The following is a 25,480-nucleotide window of genomic DNA, read 5'->3' as shown; positions in this document are numbered from 1 at the left end:
ACCAGCTGGCCTTCGGCAGCTATGACGACGCGCTGCGCATGGTCGGCGCCAAGAGCGAACCGCGCACCGCGGCGAGCCCGGTCAGCGGCGCGCGCATCCAGCTGTTCGCCGCGATGGTCCGCGACGGGAATCGTTCGTATTGGGACGCCGAGTTCGCCCGACAGAGATGGGGAGGGCTGCTCGCCCCGCCTGCCCTGTTGATGGGCTGGCTGATACCGCCGCCGTGGGAGCCGGCCGGTAGGCCGCCGGTGGCGTCGGTGGTGCTGCGGGTGCCGTTGCCCGGCACCACGTTCATCAACGCGGCCAACGAGGTCGAGTTTCTGCAGCCCGTCGTCGAGGGAGATCTGCTCACCGTCGTCGAGGAACTCGTGTCGGTGTCGCCGGAAAAGCGAACGCGGCTGGGGGTCGGTCATTTCGTCGAGACGCTGGAGACCTATCGGCGTCAAGACGGCGCCGTAGTGGCCACCTGCCGAAATACGTTGTTCCGCTTCACGCCTGGAGCGCCGTCGTGACCGACCTGGACTGGAACGCGATCGAGGTCCCCGTCGACCTGCCCGAGGTCGTCGACCACATCAGCTACCAGCGGGTCGTGGAGAACGCCGGTGCGACCTGGGACTACTTTCCCGGCCATTTCGATCCCAGCTACGCCCGAAGCCAGGGCAACCCGACGATTTACGTCAACACCATGCACCTCGCCGGGTTCGCCGACCGCGTCGCGACCGACTGGGCGGGCCCGAGCAGCCGGGTGGTGCGCCGCTCGATGCGGCTGGCCGGATCGGTCTACGCCGGCGACACCATGATCGGACGGGGCCGTGCGGTGGCCAAGCGGCGCGACACCTCGGTGGACCCGCCGCGCTGCCTGGTCGACATCGAAATCCAGGTGACCAATCAGCATGGCGCCCTGTGCTGTCCGGTCGAGCTCACCCTGCAGCTGCCGGAACGCCGGCATGACGGATGATGACGTAGCCGAACTGCACCTGGCGGTGTGCCGACGGTTCGGCGAGGCGGTTCGGTCGGCTGAGGGCAACTGGGATCGTCGGTCCCCGTGCGACGAGTGGGACGCCCGGGGAGTGCTCGAGCACGTCATCGGTTTCCATGACGTACTTCTGTTGCGCCCCTTGGGGTTGAAGCCCGACCGGCCGCGGGAGGACGCGCAGGAGCGATGGCGACTGACCTACGAGGCGCTGGCCGAGGCTCTTGAGTCCGGCGGGGCGAGGCGGCTGGACGAGTACCGGCTGATGCCGAGTCTGACCCGCGACGTTCTGGCGCACACGTGGGACCTCGCCCGCGCGGTCGGCGCCGACGACCGGCTGGACCCCGAGTGGTGCGAGCTCTGCTACGCCGGCCTGCCCGCGGACCCTGCAGCGTTGAGCTCATCGGGTATGTTTCACCCCCCGGTTGCGCTGCCAGTCGAAAGCGACTCTCAGGCAAGGCTTCTCGCGCGGCTCGGCCGCGACCCGTCCTGGCGGCCAGAGCCGCTATAGCGGCGGCAACTTACCCTTGCACACCAGCGTCTGGAGCTCGACGTACTCGTGCAGGCCCTCGGGACCGAACTCACGCCCGATGCCGGACTGCTTGAAGCCGCCGAACGGCGCGCCGATGTCGAGCGTGTACATGTTGATGCCGTAGGTGCCCGTGCGGACGCCGGCCGCGATCTGCAGGCCGTGCGCGATGTCGGAGGTCCACACCGAGCCGGCCAGGCCATAGTCGCTCTCGTTGGCGATCCGGATCGCGTCCTCTTCGTCGCGATAGCGCAGCACGGTCAGGACCGGGCCGAAGATCTCCTCCCGGGCGATCCGCATGTCGTTGGTGGCGTCGGCGAACAGCGTCGGCCGCACGTACCAACCGCGCTCCGACGGGCTGTCGTCACCGCCGACGACGACGCGGGCGCCTTCGCTGCGGCCGGACTTGATGTACTCCTGGACCCGGCGCTGTTGCCGCTGGGCGACAAGGGGTCCGACGTCGGTCGCCTCGTCGGCCGGGTCGCCGACGTGGAGGCCCGACATCATGTCGGCCAGCGCGTCGACGACCTCGTCGTGGCGGCAATCGCTCACCAGGATCCGGGTCTGGGCGACGCACGCCTGGCCGTTGTTCATCAGGCCGGCGGTCTTCAGCCCGGCCACCGTCTTGGCGATGTCGGCGTCGTCGAGAATGATCGCCGCCGACTTGCCGCCCAGTTCGAGGCTGTAGCGCTTGAGCTGCTCGCCGCAGAGCGTGGCGATCCGGCGCCCGACGGCGCTGGACCCCGTGAACGCGATCTTGTCCACGCCCGGATGGCGCACCAGCGCCTCGCCCACGTCGGTGGCGCCGGGGAGTACGGACACCACCCCTTCGGGCAGGCCGATCTGCTCGATCATCTCCGCCAACCACAAAGCGTCCAACGGGGTTTCGGGCGCGGGTTTGACGATGACCGTGCAGCCCGCGATCAGGGCCGGGATCAGCTTGGGCATGATCAGGAACTGCGGGACGTTCCACGGCACGATCGCGCCGACCACCCCGACCGGGGCCCTGCTCAGGTGCACCTCGCCCAGCACGCCCTGGCGGCGTTCGGTCCACGGGAAATCGCGGGCGGCGGCCAGCGCGAGGTGTATCAGCGACACCGCGGCGGCGCCCTGGCCGAGCCGGCTGAAACTGCGCGGCGACCCCATCTCGTCCGTGATCAGGTCGGCCATCTCGTCCATGTGGCCGCCGTAGATCGCGGCGAGCTGTTCCACCTTGGCCATTCGCTCGGCATGCGTCATGCGCGGCCAGGGGCCATGGTCGAAAGCGTGCCGCGCGGCGGCGACGGCGGCGTCCACGTCCTCGGGCCCGGCCACCTGGACGTGGCCGACCGGTTCTTCGGAGTGGGGGGAGATCACCGCGAGCTGCTGCGGGTTGGCCGGCTTGCGCCACTGCCCCCCGACGAAGAGCTCGTCGTAGGAGCGATGGGCGGAATTTTCTGTCATCGGGCACTTCCTCGGGGCCGCGACCGTAATTTCGCTATTGACGCTAACATAGCCAAAAAAGCAGCGAGGCCTGACATGACCAGCGATTGGCGCAGTTACCCGTTCCAGTTGGTGCCCGGGGATTCCCAACTGGATTTTCCCGCGGCCGAAGGCGAGCACCCCGACCAGGAATCGGACACCTGGTTCCTCGCCGGCCGGCTCGACGCGACTGACAGCGACCGCTCATTTGCCTTCCTGACCATCTTCAACAAGAACCGGCCGGGCGGCACGGTGGTCGCGGACTTCTACACGATGGCGCTGTTCGACCTGGATACCGGCGACTACGGCACCTATACCGATTACGACATGCCGCCGGCCAACATGGAGCCGGGAGCTCGACGCAAGCTCGACATGGCGTCGGGTCATCTCGACATCAGCTACCACAGCGGCGCCGGCACCGCGTCGTGGACCACCTGCCTCGACGCCGAGGGGCAGCTGCTGCCCTTCACCTATCGGGTCAGCCTCGTCGGCGAGGACCACTCCGGCCGCCCGATGCGCCTCGACCTCGCCGTAACCCCAACGCGCGCACCGACACCGGTGGGCGCAGCCACCTACAACGGGAAGATCGTCTGCTTCGGCCAAAGCGAGACGTACTCGTATTTCCAGACCGGACTGACGATGACCGGGACCCTGCGCTGGGGGGACGTGGTGGAGCAGGTCTTCGGCAGCGGCGGTCACGTCGACCGGCAGTGGTTCCCGCGGTACGCCGGCGGCGGGGGATCGGGCGGCGACCCGCGGGCCAGGTCTCACGAGTGGCGCACCATCAACTTCGACAACGGCGTGGACTTGAGCATCTGGCGCCAGTTCGACCGCACGAACGGCAATGCGCTGCAGCCGTTTACCGGCGTGACGACGAGTCATCCCGACCCGGCGATACCGCCGCAGTGCGCCGAGGACGTCGAGGTGACGATCAGTAGCTACGTTCGGTGGCCGGAGACGGTGCGACCCCTGGTGCGGCCGGTGGCCCCGGCGCGATACATGCCGGACCGCCACCGGATAACCTGCGCCACATTGCAATTGGACATCGTGGGGGAGCCGATGGTGCCAGCCCCGGCGCACGGCCTGCCGATCGAATACATGGAAGGCCCCTTCCGCTACCACGGAACGCTCTGGGGCAAACCCGTTTCCGGGTTTGCGTTCAACGAGCGCTCGCTGGCGCTCTACCGGGATTGGGAGCTGGTCGAGGTGCTGGCCACCACGGTCGCAAACGTCGAACCACCCGCCCCGGACCTGCAGGCGGCGGTGGATCGGGTGGGGCCGCTGGTGGCCGCGGGCCGTCGTGGCGAGGCGGCTTCGTTGTTGGCCGGGGTGAAGCACGTCGAAAACGCGGCGCTGGCAACCCTTCTCGAAGACCTGGTTACCGTGCTTTCGGCAGCCGATTGAGGCAGCCCAGTCATCAACACCCCTAACTACGAAGTGTTGCAACCACCCCTTGAACCTAAGTCGAACTTTTGCTGCAAATTTACAGTCTCGCCGGGCGGACCTCGGCAGCGAGCGCCCGCGCCCAGCTGATGTGGCGATGCTGCAGTCCCGGCTCGTTGCGGCCGAACATCAAGTGATCGCGGGCGCCCGACTCGAGGTTGGCCTGCAGGCCCTCCACCAGCCGGTAGTCCTCGTCGCGGACCGTGGCGTGCGCGTAGTCGAAAACGGTCTGAGCGCCGGCGGCCACCGATTCGTCGGAGAGGTCCAGCGGGGTGGAGTTCTGGTGCACGGTGACCGAGCTGCCCGGGCGGTCGCCGGGGTAGATCCGGAACAACTCGCCGTTGGCGATGGTCACCGACAGCACGATGTTGGGGAACAGCGCATAGATCACGACCATGTTGTGGAACGGGTCCCAGCGCTCCTCGGGAACGTCGTCGAGTTCGAGGATCGTGTTGAGCGGGAAGATCAACCGGTGATGCGGGCCGTACGAGTCGAATACCGTGCAGTTGCTGCGGGCAATCGTGGCGAAGGTCTGCCGGTGCACGGTGGCGAAATGATAGTTCTCCGAGAAGGTGTCGACCGCCAGCTTCCAGTTGATCGGGCAGTCGAGCACCTTCTCGCCCAGCGGAGACCACCGTCCTATGCCCCACGAGTCGAGCTCGTCGGCCAGCGGTCCCAGGTGCGCGGCGACGTCCAGGTGCGCGCCGGGATCCAATGCGACCCAAAGGAACCCCGCGTATTCGGCGGCCGGCAGCTCCGTCAAACCGTCGGACTTGACGGCCGCTTGCCGATGGCGGCGACCCGTCCCCCGCAAGCGGGAGGTGCCCCCGGCGCCCGGCTTCGCCGCGCTTGCGATCGCCGCTTCCGGGAACCCCTCACGTCCCGGAACTGCCACCAAGCGCCCGTCGTTGTCGTACGTCCACGCGTGGTAGGGGCAGGTGAATCGCTTCGCGCTGCCACAACCCGTGACCACCTGCGACTGGCGGTGCAGGCACACGTTGTCGAACGCCTTGACCGACCCCTCGGCTGTGCGGGTCAGCAGGATGGATCGGCCCAGCACCGTCTTGGTGCAGTACGCGCCCGGAGCGGGCAGCTCCGAAACGTAGCCGACCAGTTGGGGACTGGCCATCAGCATCGCGCGGTCCCGGTCGTGGCGCTCGATCGACGTGTAATCGGCCGCGCCGACCAGGTGCACGCCCGGCGCGAGATCGGTCGCCTTGTCGCGGGCCAGCTTCAAGGCGCGCCGCGTCAGGTCGATGAGCTGATCGCGATCCATCTGCCCAGTACAGACCTTGCGACAGTTGTAAGGTCAAGCCGTGGCTGAGCAGTTGCTCATCGGCGACGTCACGGCCCTGACCGGGATCGCGTCGGGCCGCATCCGCCACTACGAGAAAATCGGGTTGCTGCGCGCCGAGTATCTGAGCAACGGCTATCGGGTCTTCGACGTCGATCAGGTGCTCGAGCTGTTGCGCATCGACCTGATGCGAAGCCTCGGGGTCGGCATCACCGACATTCAGCGATTGCTCGACGGGGGCCAGACCACCCTGGCGGAGCTGCTGGAGCAGCACCGCACGCTGCTGGTGCGCGAGCGCGAGCGGCTGGATCAGCTGATCGCCGCGATCGATGCGGCCACCGATACGGGCGCCGCCGACGTCGACGAACACCTCCTGCGCAGGCTGGCGACGAGGCACCGCGACAGCATCGGCGTCATCGGCAGGCTCACCGCCCCGCTCTCCGCTCCCGTCACCGCGATGTACGCCCACCTGTTCGACGAATGGCAGCTGCCGGTTCCCGCCTTGTTCGGGCAGATGGCGCTACCGCCGGCGGCCAGCACGCTGTTGGAGCAACTGGCCGAGACGCCGGGACACCAGGTTCTCTTCGACCGGCTGCGCAAACTCGCCGGCGACGTGGTTGCGCTGGACGAACGCGAGTCGGCCGCCGCCGAACTCGCGCAGAGCTGGATCGACCAGCAGCTGGCCGACCCGTTGCCCGACGACGTGGTCGCCGTGCTGCGCGGCGTGCAACCGTTGTTGACGCACGACCCGGTGATCGTCCAGGGCTTTCGGGCCTGGGCCGGGTCGATCAGCCCGGCGGCCGCCCGTTTTCTCGACGAGATCGCCCGGCAGACCGCCCGCAGGCGCCTGCAGGCCGTCAGCGTCATCGTGCTGCCCGCCGATGCGGCAATGTGATGCACATGTGACCTATGTGGCTAATGTGTCATATGTTGTTTGTGTCGTACCCTGTGGCATGTGTCGGTTTCGCGCCGTGACGTGCTCAAATTCGCGGCCGCCACGCCTGCCCTGGTAGGGCTGGGCGTCGCGGCCGCGTCGCTGCGCGCCGCGCCGGCGGCGGCATCGCTCGGCACCCTGCTGGACTACGCGGCCGGCGTCATCCCGGCCAGCCAGATCCGGGCCGCCGGTGCCGTGGGTTCGATCCGGTACGTCTCTGACCGCCGCCCCGGCGGCAACTGGATGCTCGGCAAGCCGATTCAGGTCTCCGAGGCCCGCGACCTGAGCAGCAACGGCCTCAAGATCGTTTCCTGTTACCAGTACGGCAAGGGCAGCACCGCCGACTGGCTGGGCGGCGCCGGCGCCGGGCTGCAACACGCACAGCGGGGCATGCAACTGCACGCCGCGGCCGGGGGTCCGGCGAACGCACCGATCTACGCGTCGATCGATGACGACCCGTCTTACGAGCAGTACAAACAGCAGGTCGTCCCCTACCTGCGATCCTGGGAGTCGGTGATCGGGCACCAGCGCACCGGCGTGTATGCCAACTCCAAAACCATCGACTGGGCGCTGCACGACGGCCTGGGTTCATACTTCTGGCAGCACAACTGGGGCTCGCCGAAGGGTTTCACCCATCCCGCCGCGAGCCTGCACCAGGTGGAGATCGACAAGCGCAGCGTCGGTGGTGTCGGGGTGGACATCAACGAAATCCTCAAGCCCCAATTCGGACAGTGGGCCTAGGGCCCGCGGCGGTCCGCATTCCAGCAAACACTCGTTCGCCCATTTCCGGGTGGCGCGGTCGCGGGTCGCGCGGTTGACGCGGTGTCAGCGGCGCGTAGCCGACCCGATTTTTTTAACATAACGATTACATAACAATCGTGCCTTGAACAGCGCAGTTATAGCTACTCGACCGTAACCACCTGCACGCAGCAAGTTTGTTCGCGGCGCCCGCGCGGGCGGTTGAACGGGGTGTTACCCAGGACATGGTTACCCGTGCGTAGAACTCACCAGTAACCGTTCAACATGCAAAAAGGGCACTGATCCTTATGACACTCTTAGTACAGCCGGTGCCGTCCGCCGCCCCGCCCGCTCCACGGGGGCGACCGCCGACGACACACCGGCCGGCCGTCCTCCGGCTGTGATTCGACGGGGAATCGACGTTATGCAGGCTGTCCCCTCCGTCGGGACCGGCCGAACGACCGAGACGTAAAGACGCAGGCAGGGAGATACAGAAGGTGACGATCCACGAGCACGACCGGGTGTCCGCCGACCGCGACGGGACAGGCCCGCACCACACCGATGCTCTGGTCGACCGCCTGACGGCCGGCGAGGCCTACGCCGTCGCGTTCGGCGGCCAGGGCAGCGCCTGGCTGGAGACCCTCGAGGAGCTGGTGTCGTCGGCCGGAATCGAATCCGACCTGGCGAATTTGGTCGGTGAGGTGGAGCTGCTGCTGGAGCCGGTGGCCAAAGAGCTGGTCGTGGTGCGCCCGATCGGCTTCGAACCGCTGACCTGGGTGCGCGCGCTGGCCGCCGAGGATCCCGTCCCGTCGGACAAGCACCTCACGTCGGCCGCGGTGTCGATACCCGGCGTGCTGCTCACGCAGATCGCCGCCGCGCGCGCCCTGGCCCGGCAGGGCATGGACTGGGCCGCGACGCCGCCGGTGGCCGTCGTCGGGCACTCGCAGGGTGTGCTGGCCGTCGAGGCGTTCCGGGCGGCGGGGTCCCGCGACGTCGAACTGCTGGCTTTGGCGCAGCTCATCGGGGCGGCGGGGACCCTGGTGGCCCGCCGGCGCGGGATCTCCGTGCTGGGCGACCGCCCGCCGATGGTGTCGGTGACCAATGCCGACCCGGAACGCATCCGCCGGCTGCTCGACGAGTTCGCGCAGGACGTGCGCACCGTGCTGCCCCCGGTGCTGTCGATCCGCAACGGCCGGCGGTCGGTGGTGATCACCGGCACCCCCGAGCAACTCTCCCGCTTCGAGCTGTATTGCCAGCAGATCTCCGCGAAGGAGGAGGCCGACCGCAAGAACAAGGTCCGCGGCGGCGACGTCTTCGCGCCGGTCTTCGACCCGGTGCGCGTGGAGGTGGGCTTCCACACGCCGCGGCTGGCGGACGGCATCGACATCGTCGCCGGCTGGGCCGAGAAGGTCGGCCTCGACGTCGCGCCGGTCCGGAAGCTGACCGAGGCCATCCTGGTCGGCGGCGTCGACTGGGTGGACGAGATCACGCGCGTTCACCAGGCCGGCACGCGCTGGATCCTGGACCTCGGCCCGGGGGACATCCTGACCCGGCTGACCGCGCCGGTGATCCGCGGCCTCGGCATCGGCATCGTGCCGGCGGCGACCCGCGGCGGCCAGCGCAACCTCTTCACCGTCGGCGCCGTTCCCGAGGTCGCCCGGGCCTGGTCGACCTATGCCCCGACCGTGGTCTCGCTGCCCGACGGGCGGGTCAAGCTGTCGACGAAGTTCACCCGCCTGACCGGACGGTCGCCGATCCTGCTCGCGGGCATGACGCCCACCACCGTCGACGCCAGGATCGTCGCCGCCGCGGCCAACGCCGGGCACTGGGCTGAACTGGCGGGCGGCGGGCAGGTCACCGAGGAGATCTTCGCCGCCCGCGTCGAGGAGCTCTCGACGCTGCTCGAGCCCGGGCGCACCTATCAGTTCAACGCGCTGTTCCTCGACCCCTACCTGTGGAAGCTCCAGGTCGGTGGCAAGCGGCTGGTGCAGAAGGCGCGCCAATCCGGCGCGGCGATCGACGGCCTGGTGATCAGCGCCGGCATCCCGGACCTCGAGGAGGCCGTCGAGCTGATCGGCGAGCTCAACGAAGTCGGCATCAGCCACGTGGTGTTCAAGCCCGGCACCGTCGAGCAGATCCGCTCGGTCATCCGCATCGCGACCGAGGTGCCGACCAAGCCGGTGATCATGCACATCGAGGGTGGGCGGGCCGGCGGCCACCACTCCTGGGAAGACCTCGACGACCTGCTGCTGGCGACCTACTCGGAATTGCGCTCGCGCCCCAACATCACCGTCTGCGTCGGGGGCGGCATCGGCACGCCCGAGCGGGCCGCCGAGTACCTGTCCGGGCGCTGGGCGCAGTCCTACGGCTTCCCGCTGATGCCTATCGACGGCATCCTGGTCGGCACCGCGGCGATGGCGACGCTGGAGTCCACCACCTCGCCGTCGGTCAAGCGGATGCTGGTCGAAACCAACGGCACCGATCAGTGGATCAGCGCCGGAAAAGCCCAGGGCGGCATGGCTTCCAGCCGCAGCCAACTGGGGGCGGACATCCACGAGATCGACAACAGCGCCTCCCGGTGCGGCCGGCTGCTCGACGAGGTCGCCGGTGACGCCGACGCCGTCGCCGAGCGCCGCGACGAAATCATCGCGGCGATGGCCAACACCGCCAAGCCCTACTTCGGCGACGTGGCGGAGATGACCTACCTGCAGTGGTTGCGGCGCTACGTCGAACTCACCATCGGCGAGGGCAATTCGACCGCCGACACCGCCGCGCCGGGCAGCCCCTGGCTTGCCGACACGTGGCGCGACCGCTTCCAGCAGATGTTGCAGCGGGCCGAAGCCCGCTTGCACGCACAGGATTTCGGGCCGATCGAGACACGGTTCGACGATGCGGCCCTGCTGGAGAACCCCGACGAGGCGATCGCGACGCTACTCGCGCACTACCCCGACGCCGAGTCGGTGCAATTGCACCCGGCCGACGTTCCGTTCTTCGTCACGCTGTGCAAGACGCTGGGCAAGCCGGTCAACTTCGTGCCGGTGATCGACAAGGATGTGCGGCGCTGGTGGCGCAGCGATTCGCTGTGGCAGGCCCACGACGCCCGCTACGACGCCGACCAGGTCTGCATCATCCCGGGCACGGCCGCGGTGGCCGGCATCACCAGGCTGGACGAGCCCGTCGGCGAGCTGCTGGACCGCTTCGAGCAGGCCGCCATCGACGAGGTGCTGTCCTCCAACGGCCAGCCGCGGGCCGTCACGTCGCGCCGGCTTGGCCGCCCCGACGTGACCGGACCGCTGGCCGTCGTGCTCGACGCGCCGGATGTGCAGTGGGCCGGGCGCACCACCACCAACCCGGTGCATCGCATCGCCGACCCGGCCGACTGGCTGGTGCACGACGGACCCGAAAGCCTCCGCGCCACGCACTCTTCCACCGGCGCGCAGCTTGCGGTCGACGGCGAGCATGTCGTCCTGACCGTGCCGCTGTCGGGCACTTGGATCGACATCCCGTTCCGCTTGCCCGCCAACACCGCTGACGGTGGCACGCCGGTGGTGTCCACCGAGGACGCCACCACCGCCATGCGCGCGGTCCTCGCGATCGCCGCGGGGGTCGACGGCCCGGATTTCTTGCCCGCGGTCTCCGACGGGACGGCCACCGTGACGGTGGACTGGGACCCCGAGCGGGTCGCGGACCACACCGGGGTGACCGCCACCTTCGGAGAGCCGCTGGCGCCCAGCCTCACCACCGTGCCCGACGCGCTGGTCGGCCTGTGCTGGCCCGCCGTTTTCGCGGCGATCGGCTCGGCGGTCACCGACGCCGGCGACGCGGTGGTGGAGGGCCTGTTGAGCCTGGTCCATCTGGACCACGCCGCGCACCTGATCGGCAAGCTGCCGACGGTGCCGGCCCAATTGACCGTTGCCGCAACGGCTTCGCGGGCCGTCGACACCGACATGGGCCGCGTGGTGCCGGTGTCGGTGACGATCGCCTCGAACGACGGCTCGGTGATCGCGACGCTCGGTGAGCGTTTCGCCATCCTCGGGCGCACCGGCACCGCCGAGCTCACCGATCCGGTCCGGGCGGGCGGCGCGGTCTCCGAGAACGCGACCGACACCCCGCGTCGCCGCCGCCGCNCGAGGCTGGCCGCCCCGAAGACGGTCTACGCCTTCCCCGGCCAGGGCATCCAGCACAAGGGCATGGGCATGGAGGTGCGGGCCCGGTCCAAGGCGGCCCGCAAGGTGTGGGACGCCGCGGACAAGTACACCCGCGAAACGCTGGGCTTCTCGGTGCTGCACGTGGTGCGCGACAACCCGACCAGCATCATCGCCAGCGGTGTGCACTACAACCACCCCGAGGGCGTGCTCTACCTGACGCAGTTCACCCAGGTCGCGATGGCCACCGTGGCCGCCGCGCAGGTCGCCGAGATGCGTGAACAGGGCGCCTTCGTCGAGGGCGCCATCGCATGCGGACACTCGGTCGGCGAGTACACCGCACTGGCCTGCGTCACCGGCATCTTCGAACTCGAGGCGCTGCTGGAGGCGGTGTTCCACCGCGGCTCCAAGATGCACGACATTGTGCCGCGTGACGAGCTGGGCCGCTCCAACTACCGGTTGGCGGCGATCCGGCCCTCGCAGATCGACCTGCCCGATGACGAGGTTTCCGCCTTCGTGGCCGGGATCGCCGAGCGCACAGGCGAATTCCTCGAGATCGTCAACTACAACCTGCGCGGCTCGCAGTACGCGATCGCCGGTACGGTGCGCGGTCTGGAGGCCTTGGAGGCCGAGGTGGAGCGGCGCCGGGAACTCAGCGGCGGGCGGCGCTCGTTCATTCTGATACCTGGCATCGACGTGCCCTTCCATTCGCGGGTGCTGCGGGTGGGTGTGGCCGAGTTCCGCCGCTCCCTGGAACGGCTGGTGCCGCGCGACAAGGATCCCGAAATCATCGTCGGGCGTTACATTCCCAACCTGGTGCCGCGGCCGTTCACGCTGGACCGAGACTTCATCCAGGAAATCCGGGATCTGGTGCCCGCCGAGCCGCTCGATGAGATCCTGGCCGACTATGACACCTGGCGCCGTGAGCGGCCGGTTGAAATGACGCGCATCGTCTTCATCGAGCTGCTGGCGTGGCAGTTCGCCAGCCCGGTGCGCTGGATCGAAACCCAGGACCTGCTGTTCATCGAGGAAGCCGCCGGCGGGATGGGGGTGGAGCGGTTCGTCGAGATCGGCGTGAAGTCGTCGCCGACCGTCGCGGGGCTGGCCACCAACACCCTCAAGCTGCCCGAATACGCCCACAGCACAGTGGAAGTGCTCAACGCCGAGCGCGACGTGGCCGTGCTGTTCGCCACCGACACCGACCCCGAGCCGGAGCCGGAGGAGGAAGAGGTTGCGGCTCCCGCCGCGATTGACACGCCCGAAAGTGCCGCCGTCGCTGCGGCGCCCGCCACAGCTCCGTCGGGCGCGCCGCGCCCCGACGACATCGCGTTCGACGCCGCTGACGCCACCCTGGCGCTGATCGCGCTGTCGGCCAAGATGCGCATCGACCAGATCGAGGAACTCGACTCGATCGAGTCCATCACCGACGGCGCGTCGTCGCGGCGCAACCAGCTGTTGGTGGACCTCGGTTCGGAGCTGAACCTGGGCGCCATCGACGGCGCCGCCGAGGCCGACCTGGCCGGGTTGCGGTCACAGGTCACCAAGCTGGCGCGCACGTACAAGCCTTACGGCCCAGTGCTTTCCGACGCCATCAATGACCAGCTGCGCACGGTGCTCGGCCCGTCGGGCAAGCGCCCGGCCGCCATCGCCGACCGGGTTAACAAGGTCTGGGAGCTCGGCGACGGGTGGGTCAAGCACGTCACGGTCGAAGTCGCGCTGGGCACCCGCGAGGGCACCAGCGTTCGCGGTGGCGCGATGGGCCACCTGCACGAGGGCGCGCTCGCCGACGCCGCATCCGTCGACAGGGTCATCGACGCCGCGGTCGCCGCGGTCGCCGCGCGCCGCGGCGTCTCGGTGGCATTGCCCTCGGCCGGCGGTGGCGGTGGCGCGACCATCGACGCCGCCGCGCTGAGCGAATTCACCGACCAGATCACCGGTCGCGACGGTGTGCTCGCCTCGGCGGCCCGCCTGATCCTGGGCCAGCTGGGCCACGACAATCCGGTCAGCGCCTCGCCGGCGGCCACCGATGCCGAGCTCATCGACCTGGTCACCGCCGAATTGGGTGCGGACTGGCCGCGTTTGGTGGCACCGGTGTTCGACGCCAAGAAGGCCGTCGTGTTCGACGACCGCTGGGCCAGCGCCCGCGAGGATCTGGTCAAGCTGTGGCTGACCGACGAGGGCGACATCGACTCCGACTGGGCGCGGCTCTCCGAGCGGTTCGAGGGCATCGGACACATCGTCGCCACCCAGGCCACCTGGTGGCAGGGCAAGTCGCTGGCCGCCGGCCGTCAGATCCACGCGTCGCTGTACGGGCGGATCGCCGCCGGCGCCGAGAACCCGAACCCGGGTCCCTTCAGCGGCGAAACCGCCGTGGTGACAGGGGCTTCCAAGGGCTCGATCGCGTCGTCGGTAGTGGCGCGGCTGCTGGACGGCGGCGCGACCGTCATCGCGACCACGTCGAAGCTCGACGACGAGCGGCTCGCGTTCTACCGCGGGCTGTACCGCGACCACGCACGCTACGGCGCCGCCCTGTGGGTGGTGGCGGCCAACATGGCGTCCTACTCCGACATCGACGCCCTGGTCGAATGGGTTGGCACCGAGCAATCCGAAAGCCTTGGGCCGCAGTCGATTCACATCAAGGACGCGCAGACACCGACGCTGCTGTTCCCGTTCGCCGCGCCGCGCGTGGTCGGCGACCTGTCGGAGGCCGGCTCGCGCTCCGAGATGGAGATGAAGGTGCTGCTGTGGGCCGTGCAGCGGCTGATCGGCGGGTTGTCGAAGATCGGCGCCGAGCGCGACATCGCGTCGCGGCTGCACGTGGTGCTGCCCGGCTCGCCGAACCGCGGGATGTTCGGCGGCGACGGCGCCTACGGTGAGGCCAAGTCGGCGCTGGACGCGCTGGTGAGCCGCTGGCACGCCGAGTCGTCGTGGGCGGCGCGGGTGAGCCTGGCGCACGCGCTGATCGGCTGGACCCGTGGCACCGGGCTGATGGGCCACAACGACGCCATCGTCGATGCCGTCGAGGAGGCGGGTGTCACCACCTACTCCACCGACGAGATGGCCGCCATGCTGCTCGCCCTGTGCGACGTGGAGTCCAAGGTGGCTGCCGCCAGCAAGCCGATCGAGGCCGACCTGACCGGCGGGCTGGGCGACGCCCACCTAGACATGGCCGAGCTGGCCGCCAAGGCGCGCGAGGAAATGTCAACGGAGGTCGCCGATGATGACGGCCCGGCCGAGGGCACCATTGCGTCGCTACCGTCGCCGCCCCGCGGATTCAAACCGGCGCCGCCCCCGCAATGGGACGACCTCAACGTCGACCCGGCCGACCTGGTGGTGATCGTCGGCGGCGCCGAACTCGGCCCGTACGGTTCGTCGCGCACCCGCTTCGAGATGGAGGTCGACAACGAGCTGTCGGCCGCCGGCGTCCTCGAGCTGGCGTGGACCACCGGGCTGATCCGCTGGGAAGACGACCCCCAACCCGGTTGGTACGAGACCGAATCCGGCGAGCTGGTCGACGAGTCGGAGCTGGTCGAGCGCTACCACGACACGGTGGTGGAGCGCTGCGGCATCCGCGAGTTCGTCGACGACGGCGCGATCGACCCCGATCACGCGTCCCCGCTGCTGGTGTCGGTGTTCCTGGAGAAGGACTTCGCGTTTGCGGTGTCGTCGGAGGCCGACGCGCGCGCGTTCGCCGAGTTCGACCCGGAGCACACGATCATCCGGCCGGTACCCGACTCGAGCGACTGGCAGGTCATCCGCAAGGCCGGCACCGAGATCCGGGTGCCGCGAAAGACCAAGCTGTCGCGGGTCGTCGGCGGCCAGGTGCCGACCGGGTTCGACCCGACGGTGTGGGGCATCAGCCCGGATATGGCGAGTTCCATTGACCGGCTTGCGGTGTGGAACATCGTGGCGACCGTCGACGCGTTCCTGTCCGCCGGCTTCAGCCCGGCCGAGGTGATGCGCTACGTGCACCCGAGCATGGTCGCCAACACCATGGGCACCGGCATGGGCGGCGGCACGTCGATGCAGACGATGTACCACGGGAACCTGTTGGGCCGTAACAAGCCGAACGACATCTTCCAAGAGGTGCTGCCCAATATCGTTGCGGCGCACGTGGTTCAGTCCTACATCGGCAGCTACGGCGCGATGATTCACCCGGTGGCCGCGTGCGCCACCGCCGCGGTGTCGGTCGAGGAGGGCGTCGACAAGATCCGGCTCGGCAAGGCCGAAATGGTGGTCGCCGGCGGCATCGACGACCTCACGCTGGAGGGCATCATCGGCTTCGGTGACATGGCGGCCACCGCCGACACCGACATGATGCGCGGCCGGGGCATCCACGACTCGAAGTTCTCGCGGCCCAACGACCGGCGCCGGCTCGGCTTCGTCGAGGCTCAGGGCGGCGGCACCATCCTGCTGGCGCGCGGTGACCTGGCGCTCAAGATGGGGTTGCCGGTGCTGGCGGTGGTGGCCTTCGCGCAGTCCTTCGGCGATGGTGTGCACACCTCGATCCCGGCGCCGGGCCTGGGGGCGCTGGGCGCGGGCCGCGGCGGCAAGGACTCGCCGCTGGCNCTCCGAGGGCGCGCCGCTGTTCGTGGTGTCCCAGAAGAGCCTCACCGGCCACGCCAAGGGCGGGGCGGCGGTGTTCCAGATGATGGGCCTGTGCCAGATGCTGCGCGACGGGGTGATTCCGCCCAACCGCAGCCTGGACTGCGTCGACGAGGAGCTGGCCGGCTCCGCCCACTTCGTGTGGGTGCGCGAGACGCTGCGGCTCGGCGAGAAGTTCCCGCTGAAGGCGGGGATGCTCACGAGCCTCGGGTTCGGGCACGTGTCCGGCCTGGTGGCGCTGGTGCACCCGCAGGCGTTCATCGCCGCGCTGGATCCGGATCAGCGCGCCGACTACCAGCGGCGCGCGGAGGCCCGCCTGCTGGCCGGTCAGCGCAGGCTGGTGTCGGCCATCGCCGGTGGGCCGCCGATGTACCAGCGGCCGCCGGACCGTCGCTTCGACCACGACGCGCCGGAGAAGCGCCAGGAGGCGGCGATGCTGCTGAATCCGGCCGCCCGGCTCGGCGAAGACGAGGCTTTCGTCGGATGACGTCGTCTGATTGCCCAGCTCTCCCCCGCAAGCGGGAGGTACCCCCACCTCGGTCCGCCGCGCGGACCGCATCGTCGCCGGGCGCGGTCATCCGATAACCTGGCCAGCCATGGGCATTGTCGGAGTGGGGATCGACGTCGTCTCCATCCCCGATTTCGCCGAGCAGGTCGACCAGCCGGGAACCGTGTTCGCCGAGACGTTCACGCCGGGCGAGCGCCGCGACGCCTCCGACAAGAGCTCGTCGGCCGCGCGTCACCTGGCCGCCCGATGGGCCGCCAAGGAGGCGGTCATCAAGGCGTGGTCGGGCTCGCGGTTCGCCCAACGGCCCATGCTGCCGGAGGACATCCACCGCGACATCGAGGTGGTCACCGACATGTGGGGCCGACCGCGCGTGCGGTTGACCGGCGACATCGCCAAGCACCTGGCCGACGTGACGATCCATGTGTCGCTGACACACGAGGGGGATACCGCGGCGGCGGTGGCCATCTTGGAAACTCCGTGAAGGCGCGAGCGTGCGTGTTTGTACGCGACACGCCGGTAGCTGGCGGCATTCTGCGCACGCTCGCGGGATAACGGGACGCACATGAGCGCGATAACCGAGCGCGTCCGCGAGGTGTTGCCGTCGGTGCGACGGGATCTCGAGGACCTGGTGCGCATCGAATCGGTGTGGGCCGACCCCGGCCGGCGCGACGAGGTGCACCGCAGCGCGCGGGCGGTTGCGGACCTGTTGTCGCAAGCGGGTTTTGGCGATGTGCGCATCGTCAGCGAGGGCGGGGCTCCGGCGGCCATCGCACGCCACCCGGCGCCGCCCGGCGCGCCGACGGTGCTGCTGTACGCGCACCACGACGTGCAGCCCGAGGGCGACCGCGGCCAGTGGGCGTCGCCGCCCTTCGCGCCCACCGAACGCGACGGGCGGCTCTATGGCCGCGGCAGCGCCGACGACAAGGCCGGCATCGCAACGCATTTGGCGGCTTTTCGGGCGCACGGCGGCCAACCACCGGTGGGCGTCACGGTCTTTGTGGAGGGCGAGGAGGAATCCGGCTCGCCGTCACTGGGCCGATTACTCGCCGCGCACCGCGACGCGCTGGCCGCCGACGTGATCGTCATCGCCGACTCCGACAACTGGAGCACCGACGTTCCCGCGCTGACGGTTTCGCTGCGCGGCTTGGTCGACTGCGTCGTCGAGGTCGCCACCCTCGACCACGGCCTGCACTCCGGCATCTGGGGTGGCGTGGTGCCCGACGCGCTAAGCGCGCTGGTGCGGCTGCTGGCCAGCCTGCACGACGACGACGGCAACGTGGCGGTCGCCGGCCTGCACGAAAGTACCGCGGCCGCGGTGGATTACCCACCCGACCGGGTACGCGCCGACTCCGGCCTGCTGGACGGCGTGTCCGAAATCGGCTCGGGCTCGGTGCCGCAGCGGCTGTGGGCCAAACCGGCGATCACCGTGATCGGCATCGACACCACGCCCATCGAGAAAGCGTCGAACACACTGATCCCGCGGGCCCGCGCCAAGATCAGCATGCGGGTCGCGCCCGGCGGTGACCCCGAGGCGCACCTGGACGCGTTGACGTCGCATTTGCGAGAGCATGCGCCGTGGGGCGCGCAGGTCAATGTCACCCGCGGCGACGTCGGCGAGCCCTATGCCATCGACGCCAGCGGCCCCGTCTACGACGCCGCGCGGGCGGCGTTCCGCCAGGCGTGGGGCGTCGAGCCGATCGACATGGGCATGGGCGGCTCGATCCCCTTCATCGCCGAGTTCGCGGCCGCCTTCCCGCAGGCGAAGATCCTCGTGACCGGCGTCGAGGACCCCGCCACGCAGGCGCACAGCATCAACGAAAGCCTGCACCTGGGAGTTCTGGAACGCGCGGCGATCGCCGAGGCGCTGCTGCTGGCCGGCCTGGCTGATCAGCGACGCTGAGCGACGATGTCGTTGTTACCGGTCTTGTTGATCGTCGGCGCGCCGGAGTGGTAGATGACGGCGTTGTCGTCGCCGATCACACTGATCGTGTCGGCGCTGTCGACGGTGACCTTGTTTGCGCTACCGAAGACCTCAAGCCTGCGACAGTTGCCGGTCACGGTGTAGGTGTTGTTGTCCCCGTCCAGCTTCAGGCTTCCGTTGTTGCAGTCGATCGTGTCTTTCGCGCCGCCGTTGATCATGATGAGGTTTCCGTGCACGGTGTCCTTGTTGTGGTGAGTCGCCACGTAGCAACCGATCGCGATCAGGGGTGCGACCGCAGCCGCCAACAACAGCCGTCCTTGCGCCGTTTTCGCGAGCCGCGCGACACCGCTAATCCGCCGCCGCGAGATGTCCCCGGGTGCGGCCCCGCCGAACTGTCCGCCGTTGGATGTTTCGAATCGTGGGCCCGAGCTGGTGCCGAACGGCCGGGGCGTGGTCCCGGGCGTCTGGCCAACGCCGCGCTCCAGGTCGCGTATGTACTGCTCAGGATCTTCCGCGTTCCTCATCGTCGACTCCTCACGCTTCCGTATCTAGGAGCGCGCCGCCAGTCTGTCGCATAACGCTTGCGAGATTCTTGTGGTTGTTTTGCTACCGATCTTGATGTCCGCTAGATCGACAAGTCACGGCGAAGTTTGACGACGTGGCCGGTGGCCTTGACGTTGTATTGCGCGACGGCGATCTTGCCCTTCTCGTCGACCAGGAACGTCGAGCGGATCACACCCCTGTGGTGTGGTAAATTACCTTCCTATGAGTACCACGAAAACCGCTCTCTACCTGCGGCAATCCAAAGACATCGAAGGCAGGGAGCTGGCCATCCACCGCCAGCGCGACGACTGCCTGAAGCTGTGCCAGCAGAAGGGCTGGCGCAACACCGTCCAGTACACCGACAACGACCGCAGCGCCAGCAACGGCAAGCCCCGCCCGAGCTATCAGCAGATGCTCAAAGACATTGCGGCGGGGCGTATCTCACGGGTGGTGGTGTGGGATCTCGACCGGCTGCACCGCCAGCCCATCGAGCTGGAGCAGTTCATGAAGCTGGCCGACGACAAGCAGCTGGCGCTAGCAACCGTCACCGGCGACGTGGACCTGGCCACCGACAACGGTCGGCTGTTCGCACGGATCAAGGGGGCGGTGGGGATGGCCGAGGTAGAGCGCAAGAGTGCCCGGCAGAAGGCGGCCGCGCAGCAGCGGGCACGCCAGGGCGGCGCGCCCTGGTGGCCGTCGCGCCCGTTCGGGTTCGACGCCGACCCCNCGGCGAAGACGAGGCTTTCGTCGGATGACGTCGTCTGATTGCCCAGCTCTCCCCCGCAAGCGGGAGGTACCCCCACCTCGGTCCGCCGCGCGGACCGCATCGTCGCCGGGCGCGGTCATCCGATAACCTGGCCAGCCATGGGCATTGTCGGAGTGGGGATCGACGTCGTCTCCATCCCCGATTTCGCCGAGCAGGTCGACCAGCCGGGAACCGTGTTCGCCGAGACGTTCACGCCGGGCGAGCGCCGCGACGCCTCCGACAAGAGCTCGTCGGCCGCGCGTCACCTGGCCGCCCGATGGGCCGCCAAGGAGGCGGTCATCAAGGCGTGGTCGGGCTCGCGGTTCGCCCAACGGCCCATGCTGCCGGAGGACATCCACCGCGACATCGAGGTGGTCACCGACATGTGGGGCCGACCGCGCGTGCGGTTGACCGGCGACATCGCCAAGCACCTGGCCGACGTGACGATCCATGTGTCGCTGACACACGAGGGGGATACCGCGGCGGCGGTGGCCATCTTGGAAACTCCGTGAAGGCGCGAGCGTGCGTGTTTGTACGCGACACGCCGGTAGCTGGCGGCATTCTGCGCACGCTCGCGGGATAACGGGACGCACATGAGCGCGATAACCGAGCGCGTCCGCGAGGTGTTGCCGTCGGTGCGACGGGATCTCGAGGACCTGGTGCGCATCGAATCGGTGTGGGCCGACCCCGGCCGGCGCGACGAGGTGCACCGCAGCGCGCGGGCGGTTGCGGACCTGTTGTCGCAAGCGGGTTTTGGCGATGTGCGCATCGTCAGCGAGGGCGGGGCTCCGGCGGCCATCGCACGCCACCCGGCGCCGCCCGGCGCGCCGACGGTGCTGCTGTACGCGCACCACGACGTGCAGCCCGAGGGCGACCGCGGCCAGTGGGCGTCGCCGCCCTTCGCGCCCACCGAACGCGACGGGCGGCTCTATGGCCGCGGCAGCGCCGACGACAAGGCCGGCATCGCAACGCATTTGGCGGCTTTTCGGGCGCACGGCGGCCAACCACCGGTGGGCGTCACGGTCTTTGTGGAGGGCGAGGAGGAATCCGGCTCGCCGTCACTGGGCCGATTACTCGCCGCGCACCGCGACGCGCTGGCCGCCGACGTGATCGTCATCGCCGACTCCGACAACTGGAGCACCGACGTTCCCGCGCTGACGGTTTCGCTGCGCGGCTTGGTCGACTGCGTCGTCGAGGTCGCCACCCTCGACCACGGCCTGCACTCCGGCATCTGGGGTGGCGTGGTGCCCGACGCGCTAAGCGCGCTGGTGCGGCTGCTGGCCAGCCTGCACGACGACGACGGCAACGTGGCGGTCGCCGGCCTGCACGAAAGTACCGCGGCCGCGGTGGATTACCCACCCGACCGGGTACGCGCCGACTCCGGCCTGCTGGACGGCGTGTCCGAAATCGGCTCGGGCTCGGTGCCGCAGCGGCTGTGGGCCAAACCGGCGATCACCGTGATCGGCATCGACACCACGCCCATCGAGAAAGCGTCGAACACACTGATCCCGCGGGCCCGCGCCAAGATCAGCATGCGGGTCGCGCCCGGCNGGGCGGCGCGCCCTGGTGGCCGTCGCGCCCGTTCGGGTTCGACGCCGACCCCGACCCGGTCACCGGCAGGTGGGCCACCACCATCGCGGAGCGTGACCCCGCCACCGGCAAGGTCATCAAGCGGCAGCAGCAGATCCGGCTGCACCCCATGGAGGCCAAGCTGCTGCGCGAGGCGTACCGGCAGTTCAACGCCGGCGCGACGCTGGGCTCCATTGCGGCGCGGTGGAACGCCGCGGGGTTGACTACCCCGCTGGGGAACCCGTGGAGCGGGACGCGGGTACGCGAGGTGCTGCTGCTCGCGCGCAACGCCGGTCTGCGGGAGTACGGCGGGCAGCTGGTCGTCGACGAGCACGGCAACCCGAAGAAGGGGGCGTGGCCAGCCATCGTCAAAGAGGAGGTGTGGCGGGCAGCGCGCGAGAGGATCGACGGGAAGCGGGGCGGCCCGTACCGGGGTCGCAAGTACCTGCTGTCAGGCATCGTGCTCTGCGGGCTGTGTGGGGCGGCGATGACCTCCCACATCAGCGCCAGGGGGAAGCTGCAGTACGCCTGCTTCCGCTGCCGCAAGGTCAGCCGTAGCGCCGAGAAGCTGGATGAGCTGATCACGGAGGCGGTCGTGCGTCGGCTATCAGCCGAGGACGCAGTGGAGTTGCTGCGGCCGGCCGTTGAGGAGGTCGATGCCAGTGAGCTCCGCGAGCAGCGCCGCGCGCTGAAGGCCCGGCTGGCTCAGCTGGGGAAGGAATTCGCCAGCGCGCCGCCGGAGTTCACCCAGGCCGCGCTAGGCGAGATCACCGCCAAGCTCGCCGAGATCGACGCGGTGCTCAACGATCCCGGGAAGGCCGCGATCTTCGAGGACGTGATCGGCGCGCCCGACGTGCGGAAGGCGTTCGACAGTCTCGACCTGGGGCGGCAGCGCACGATCGTGGACGCGCTGATGACGATCACGGTGAACCCGGTGGGGAAGGCGACGGGCGGCGTGTGGGATCCCGATGCCATCGACGTCGACTGGAAAACGTAGCCCTCAATGGCTGCAGGATCAGTATTCGTGCCGCTGGCGCACAGCTGTTCTTCCGGGGCAGTGGAGGGCTGCTATTGATCAAGCAGGCTGAAATCCAAATCGCACAGAATGCGGCGGATAGTCGCATGGTCCCCACAAGCGGCATTTCGAATGTCATGTAATAGCGCCCATCCGATGTCGAGCGTCGAGTTACCAACGACGTAGACCGGTGGTCCGTCGAACGGCTCGTCGTCGCGGTAAAGCAGATCGAAGTGCTCCAGCACCTCCGCGTGCTGCCGAAGCTTGGTGGCTGAGCAGTCAGCGAGACTCCTCAATACGGGCACGGGAATCTTGAATTCGGATGACCAGCTGTCCCAGCCCGTCGGGATTTCGTCCCCCCGCGCAACCACGAGAGCCAAGAGCGATCGTGCGTCGGCCGGAACCTTGGTCAGTCGCTCGGCAAATTCATTGATTACCGCGCACGATTCGGCGCGCTCGTCCGCGTTGAGGAAGTTGGTATCAAGGATCGCTAGCCCGTTGGTGGCTGGGGTGTAAGTTACGCCCTCGGTGACGTCACCGACCTGCTGGCGCAGCTTGTCAACAGCTGCCGTGTAGATCGCCTCATGAGATCGCTTCAGGTCCCGTAGCTTCGCGACCGTCCAGGTGTCGCGATCCTCATCGATGATCGTGTGGTGGGTGCCGCACATCAGCAACAGGTTTTCGTATCCACGCCGCTGTTCGTTAGTCATGTTCTCGTTGAACCGGGCAGACGTAGGTAGCGCGCCTTCAATATGGGCGATCTCGCCAACGAGAACGGCGTCGGCTGTCATCAGAGCTTGGTCGCATTGTGGATATGCGCACCGGTTGCCGGACGCAAGATAGAGCCTGCGCGTTACCGGATCTGTTGGCATCAGGCGTTTCGGCTTTTCCACGGACCTACCCTTTTGCGCTGGTCGTGCTGGTTGGCATCGAACTGTGGCCGGGCTGTTGTGCCCACGTTGCTGTCTAATCGGGCCACGCCGATAGAATTGTGGCCGGACGGGATTTGCACCCGTCAGGAGTGGGTGAACACTCCCGGCGCTATCCCGGCCCCTTGGCCCCCGCCGCTCCCTCGGATCTACGCGGGCACTGGCGGCGGGGGCTTATCACGTCGTCATGGCGATTCCTCCTGGAGCTCGTGCGTGGTCCCCGGGGTCTTGTAGCCCTTGAGCCGGTCGACCAGGTCGATCACGAAGTTGCGGTCCTCGGTTGTGAGGGCGAAAAGGTTCACCTCCACGACTACCGAGACGCTGCCTCCCGATGCGAGCTCGACGGTGTAGGTATCGCCAGCCGGCGGGGAATCCGGCGCTCCGTTGGATGCTGGCGTCCCCGTGCGTTCACCCGCATTTACCGCACTGGCTCCCTTCCGGCGAGGGGTTCGTTTGGGTTTTGTTGCGCCGGGCGCACCCTGACCTGCTCGGGTCTTTGGAAAATGCACGCTCAGCTCGAGTCCGGCTTCCCTAGCGGCATGCAGGAAGAATGTGATGCTCTTTCGGCGCACGTCCGGGGATGCGATGCTCGGGTAGCTGTCCCGGAAAGCATCCTCTAGATCCTTGCTGGTGCCGTTCTTCCGCGATACTTCCATAGGGGCGAGGTAATGACGGGTGACCATTCCGGCCAGGATGGCTTTCCGCTGCTCGTCATCGGCGGTTGTCAGCTCCTGGAGTAGTGGCAGCACATTATTCGCCTCGTCGACCAAGCCGAACGAGGTGAGGGCAGCGGTGAGATTTGCCTGGTCTGTGCCAGATTTGCTGGCCATCAGTGACCGGTCGATGCGAGGCGGTAGCGGTTTGGCACCGAGCTCCTTGATGAAGTTGGAGAAAGTTTGCCATGACATGTACGGCGGCTTAAAAGCCTCAGCGTCGTCAGTCATTACCGCCTCCTTGTTGTGGCATCGACATCTCTCTTCTTCCGGGAAGCCTGCCATAAGCGTATGCCATAAGTCAAATGCCGAAAGATAGTTCTTCCGCGTCGCTATGGCAGGGACGATCATGGGTGTATGAAGATCGAACGCGGGGACCTGTTAGACGTCACCACAGCCAGCGGGGCCATTGTTCGGATGCGAGCCATGAATGTTCCAGTTCAGGGCCGCGACTTCCCAGTTGTCTGGGTCTGCACTGAGCAGGAATGGGACCGAGCTACCGCCAGCGACGAGGAGCCAGACGGTATTCCCTGGCCTTTAGATGCGGTCCGGGCGCTGGCCTCCACCTAAGAATGGCAGGCAGTGCCGGGCCGCCCGGTCCATCCACTCCCGGGCCGGGCACCAGCGGCGGAAGGTTCGCCCGGTTGATCGGCCACAGCCCGTAGGCCGTGAGGCCTGGCCTACGGGCTCCCATGACCGGGGCATTGTCCCCCACCACCCCCGACACCAGGGGCGTAACCCGGCCGGTAACCACCCCCGTAACTGACCTGACCTGCGGAAACACTCAACGCCGGAAACCATGAAACCACGACCACGAATCCCCGCGGATCCTCCCAAATTCCGGCGAAATCCCGCCCTGACCAGCTGTTATTGCACACCAACCGGAGGCAGCTAACCGCTAGCAGTGCTCCATAGTTAGCTAGCCGGGCCGTGTTCAGGCGTAACCGAGGGGGGAGATCGCAGATGTCTCGGACAGTTCCGTTTGGCCGTCGGGCCGCAACTTTCAGGCCCCCTACCGGGGTCCCCTTCGGCCTGGTCAGCGGCCTGGGGGATAGGTGCCTGCGGGCGTCGGTGGGCCGCTGGGTGTGGGCGTTGGTGCTGGTCGGGGCGCTGGCCTGTGTGGGGTGGCGGTGGGGGAATTAGCTAGCGGCGGGTCCTCCCGGCGTGGTGCTATTGCACACCGACCGCCGGGTCCTGGTTGGTGGTGGGCGGGGCTTTCCCCGTGGGTGCGGGGCTCTCCTCGGCTCGGTTACAGGAGTCCCGTTACTTACACGACTGTTGTTCGGTGCTGGTGCCGCCCCGCTGGCCGCCCACCGAGCCAGACGGGACGGGGCGGATAAGGCAGGGCCGGAGGCGGGGGTGCGGGGCTCTGCGGCGGGTCTGGGGTCTCTCTCTCTGGTGGGGGGGCGCGGCGG

Annotated in this window: 17 protein-coding genes and 3 pseudogenes; 14 read left to right on the top strand and 6 right to left on the bottom strand. The window is 68.4% G+C overall.

The annotated features are described in order from the left end of the window. Positions 1-38: 38 nt before the first annotated feature. Genes BN4348_RS46275 through BN4348_RS46265 form a run of 3 tightly spaced genes read left to right on the top strand, consistent with a single transcriptional unit; the run spans position 39 to position 1,484 of the window. On the top strand, positions 39-512 hold the full coding sequence (locus BN4348_RS46275; protein ID WP_211145812.1) for an FAS1-like dehydratase domain-containing protein: 474 nt from the start codon (positions 39-41) through the stop codon (positions 510-512). After that, the gene (locus tag BN4348_RS46270) at positions 509-958 is read left to right on the top strand and encodes a MaoC family dehydratase (protein WP_066914390.1); all 450 of its coding nucleotides are present in this window, start codon (positions 509-511) and stop codon (positions 956-958) included. Before BN4348_RS46275 ends, BN4348_RS46270 begins: the two co-directional genes overlap by 4 nt. Next, the gene (locus BN4348_RS46265; RefSeq protein ID WP_066914388.1) at positions 948-1,484 is read left to right on the top strand and encodes a maleylpyruvate isomerase family mycothiol-dependent enzyme; all 537 of its coding nucleotides are present in this window, start codon (positions 948-950) and stop codon (positions 1,482-1,484) included. The genes BN4348_RS46270 and BN4348_RS46265 overlap by 11 nt, the downstream gene beginning before the upstream one ends. On the opposite strand, the gene BN4348_RS46260 is transcribed toward BN4348_RS46265, so the two are convergent. Next, the gene (locus BN4348_RS46260) at positions 1,479-2,945 is read right to left on the bottom strand and encodes an aldehyde dehydrogenase (protein WP_066914386.1); all 1,467 of its coding nucleotides are present in this window, start codon (positions 2,943-2,945) and stop codon (positions 1,479-1,481) included. The genes BN4348_RS46265 and BN4348_RS46260 overlap by 6 nt on opposite strands. A 75-nt stretch (positions 2,946-3,020) precedes the next feature. Between BN4348_RS46260 and BN4348_RS46255 the strand changes: the two genes are divergently transcribed. Continuing rightward, positions 3,021-4,367, top strand: a complete 1,347-nt coding sequence (locus tag BN4348_RS46255) for a secreted hydrolase (protein ID WP_066914384.1) — start codon at positions 3,021-3,023, stop codon at positions 4,365-4,367. A gap of 79 nt (positions 4,368-4,446) precedes the next feature. Here BN4348_RS46255 and BN4348_RS46250 read toward each other — a convergent pair whose 3' ends face one another. After that, positions 4,447-5,682 (bottom strand): aromatic ring-hydroxylating oxygenase subunit alpha, encoded by a 1,236-nt coding sequence (locus BN4348_RS46250; RefSeq protein WP_066914382.1) that lies wholly within the window; start codon positions 5,680-5,682, stop codon positions 4,447-4,449. 40 nt (positions 5,683-5,722) lie between these two features. Between BN4348_RS46250 and BN4348_RS46245 the strand changes: the two genes are divergently transcribed. The 5 genes and pseudogenes from BN4348_RS46245 to BN4348_RS46225 all read left to right on the top strand — a co-directional run bounded on the left by BN4348_RS46245 (position 5,723) and on the right by BN4348_RS46225 (position 18,530). Further along, on the top strand, positions 5,723-6,595 hold the full coding sequence (locus BN4348_RS46245; RefSeq protein WP_066914380.1) for a MerR family transcriptional regulator: 873 nt from the start codon (positions 5,723-5,725) through the stop codon (positions 6,593-6,595). A gap of 60 nt (positions 6,596-6,655) precedes the next feature. Continuing rightward, positions 6,656-7,375 carry a glycoside hydrolase domain-containing protein gene (locus BN4348_RS46240; RefSeq protein WP_066914378.1) on the top strand — a complete coding sequence of 240 codons (720 nt, stop codon included), beginning with the start codon at positions 6,656-6,658 and terminating at the stop codon, positions 7,373-7,375. A 494-nt stretch (positions 7,376-7,869) separates the two neighbouring features. Continuing rightward, positions 7,870-16,609: pseudogene (locus tag BN4348_RS46235) on the top strand (fatty acid synthase subunit beta domain-containing protein). A 109-nt stretch (positions 16,610-16,718) separates the two neighbouring features. Continuing rightward, the gene (gene acpS / locus BN4348_RS46230) at positions 16,719-17,111 is read left to right on the top strand and encodes a holo-ACP synthase AcpS (RefSeq protein ID WP_066914370.1); all 393 of its coding nucleotides are present in this window, start codon (positions 16,719-16,721) and stop codon (positions 17,109-17,111) included. 81 nt (positions 17,112-17,192) lie between these two features. Beyond that, complete coding sequence (locus BN4348_RS46225; protein ID WP_066914376.1) at positions 17,193-18,530, top strand: dipeptidase; 1,338 nt, start codon at positions 17,193-17,195, stop codon at positions 18,528-18,530. Here the strand turns inward: BN4348_RS46225 and BN4348_RS46220 are convergent. Both BN4348_RS46220 and BN4348_RS46215 read right to left on the bottom strand, forming a co-directional pair. After that, positions 18,518-19,075, bottom strand: a complete 558-nt coding sequence (locus BN4348_RS46220) for a DUF3060 domain-containing protein (protein ID WP_066914374.1) — start codon at positions 19,073-19,075, stop codon at positions 18,518-18,520. The genes BN4348_RS46225 and BN4348_RS46220 overlap by 13 nt on opposite strands. Positions 19,076-19,176: 101 nt before the next feature. Next, positions 19,177-19,293 (bottom strand): annotated as a pseudogene (locus tag BN4348_RS46215) (peroxiredoxin); the annotation flags it as partial. A 23-nt stretch (positions 19,294-19,316) separates the two neighbouring features. On the opposite strand from BN4348_RS46215, the gene BN4348_RS46210 reads away from it, so the two are divergent. From BN4348_RS46210 to BN4348_RS46195, 4 genes and pseudogenes are all read left to right on the top strand, one after another. Continuing rightward, on the top strand, positions 19,317-19,859 hold the full coding sequence (locus tag BN4348_RS46210) for a recombinase family protein (RefSeq protein ID WP_066914372.1): 543 nt from the start codon (positions 19,317-19,319) through the stop codon (positions 19,857-19,859). A gap of 99 nt (positions 19,860-19,958) precedes the next feature. Beyond that, positions 19,959-20,351: a holo-ACP synthase AcpS gene (gene acpS / locus BN4348_RS46205; RefSeq protein ID WP_066914370.1), complete on the top strand. Its 393-nt coding sequence runs from the start codon at positions 19,959-19,961 to the stop codon at positions 20,349-20,351. 81 nt (positions 20,352-20,432) lie between these two features. Beyond that, a pseudogene (locus tag BN4348_RS46200) lies at positions 20,433-21,389 on the top strand (M20/M25/M40 family metallo-hydrolase); the annotation flags it as partial. A 149-nt stretch (positions 21,390-21,538) separates the two neighbouring features. Further along, the gene (locus BN4348_RS46195) at positions 21,539-22,405 is read left to right on the top strand and encodes a recombinase family protein (RefSeq protein WP_066914368.1); all 867 of its coding nucleotides are present in this window, start codon (positions 21,539-21,541) and stop codon (positions 22,403-22,405) included. Between the two features lie 71 nt (positions 22,406-22,476). Here the strand turns inward: BN4348_RS46195 and BN4348_RS46190 are convergent, their stop codons facing one another. Together BN4348_RS46190 and BN4348_RS46185 are read right to left on the bottom strand one after the other, a co-directional pair. Continuing rightward, positions 22,477-23,316, bottom strand: a complete 840-nt coding sequence (locus tag BN4348_RS46190; RefSeq protein ID WP_142308723.1) for a hypothetical protein — start codon at positions 23,314-23,316, stop codon at positions 22,477-22,479. A gap of 221 nt (positions 23,317-23,537) precedes the next feature. Continuing rightward, entirely contained in the window at positions 23,538-24,296 is a 759-nt protein-coding gene (locus tag BN4348_RS46185; protein WP_096866163.1) for a hypothetical protein, read from the bottom strand. Positions 24,297-24,422: 126 nt separating this feature from the next. On the opposite strand from BN4348_RS46185, the gene BN4348_RS46180 reads away from it, so the two are divergent. Continuing rightward, positions 24,423-24,635, top strand: a complete 213-nt coding sequence (locus tag BN4348_RS46180; RefSeq protein ID WP_066914364.1) for a hypothetical protein — start codon at positions 24,423-24,425, stop codon at positions 24,633-24,635. Positions 24,636-25,480 lie beyond the last annotated feature (845 nt).

This window comes from Mycobacterium interjectum (genome assembly GCF_900078675.2).
In the GTDB taxonomy this organism is placed as follows: Bacteria; Actinomycetota; Actinomycetes; order Mycobacteriales; family Mycobacteriaceae; genus Mycobacterium; species Mycobacterium interjectum.
This window is presented reverse-complemented; position numbering and strand designations above follow the sequence as displayed.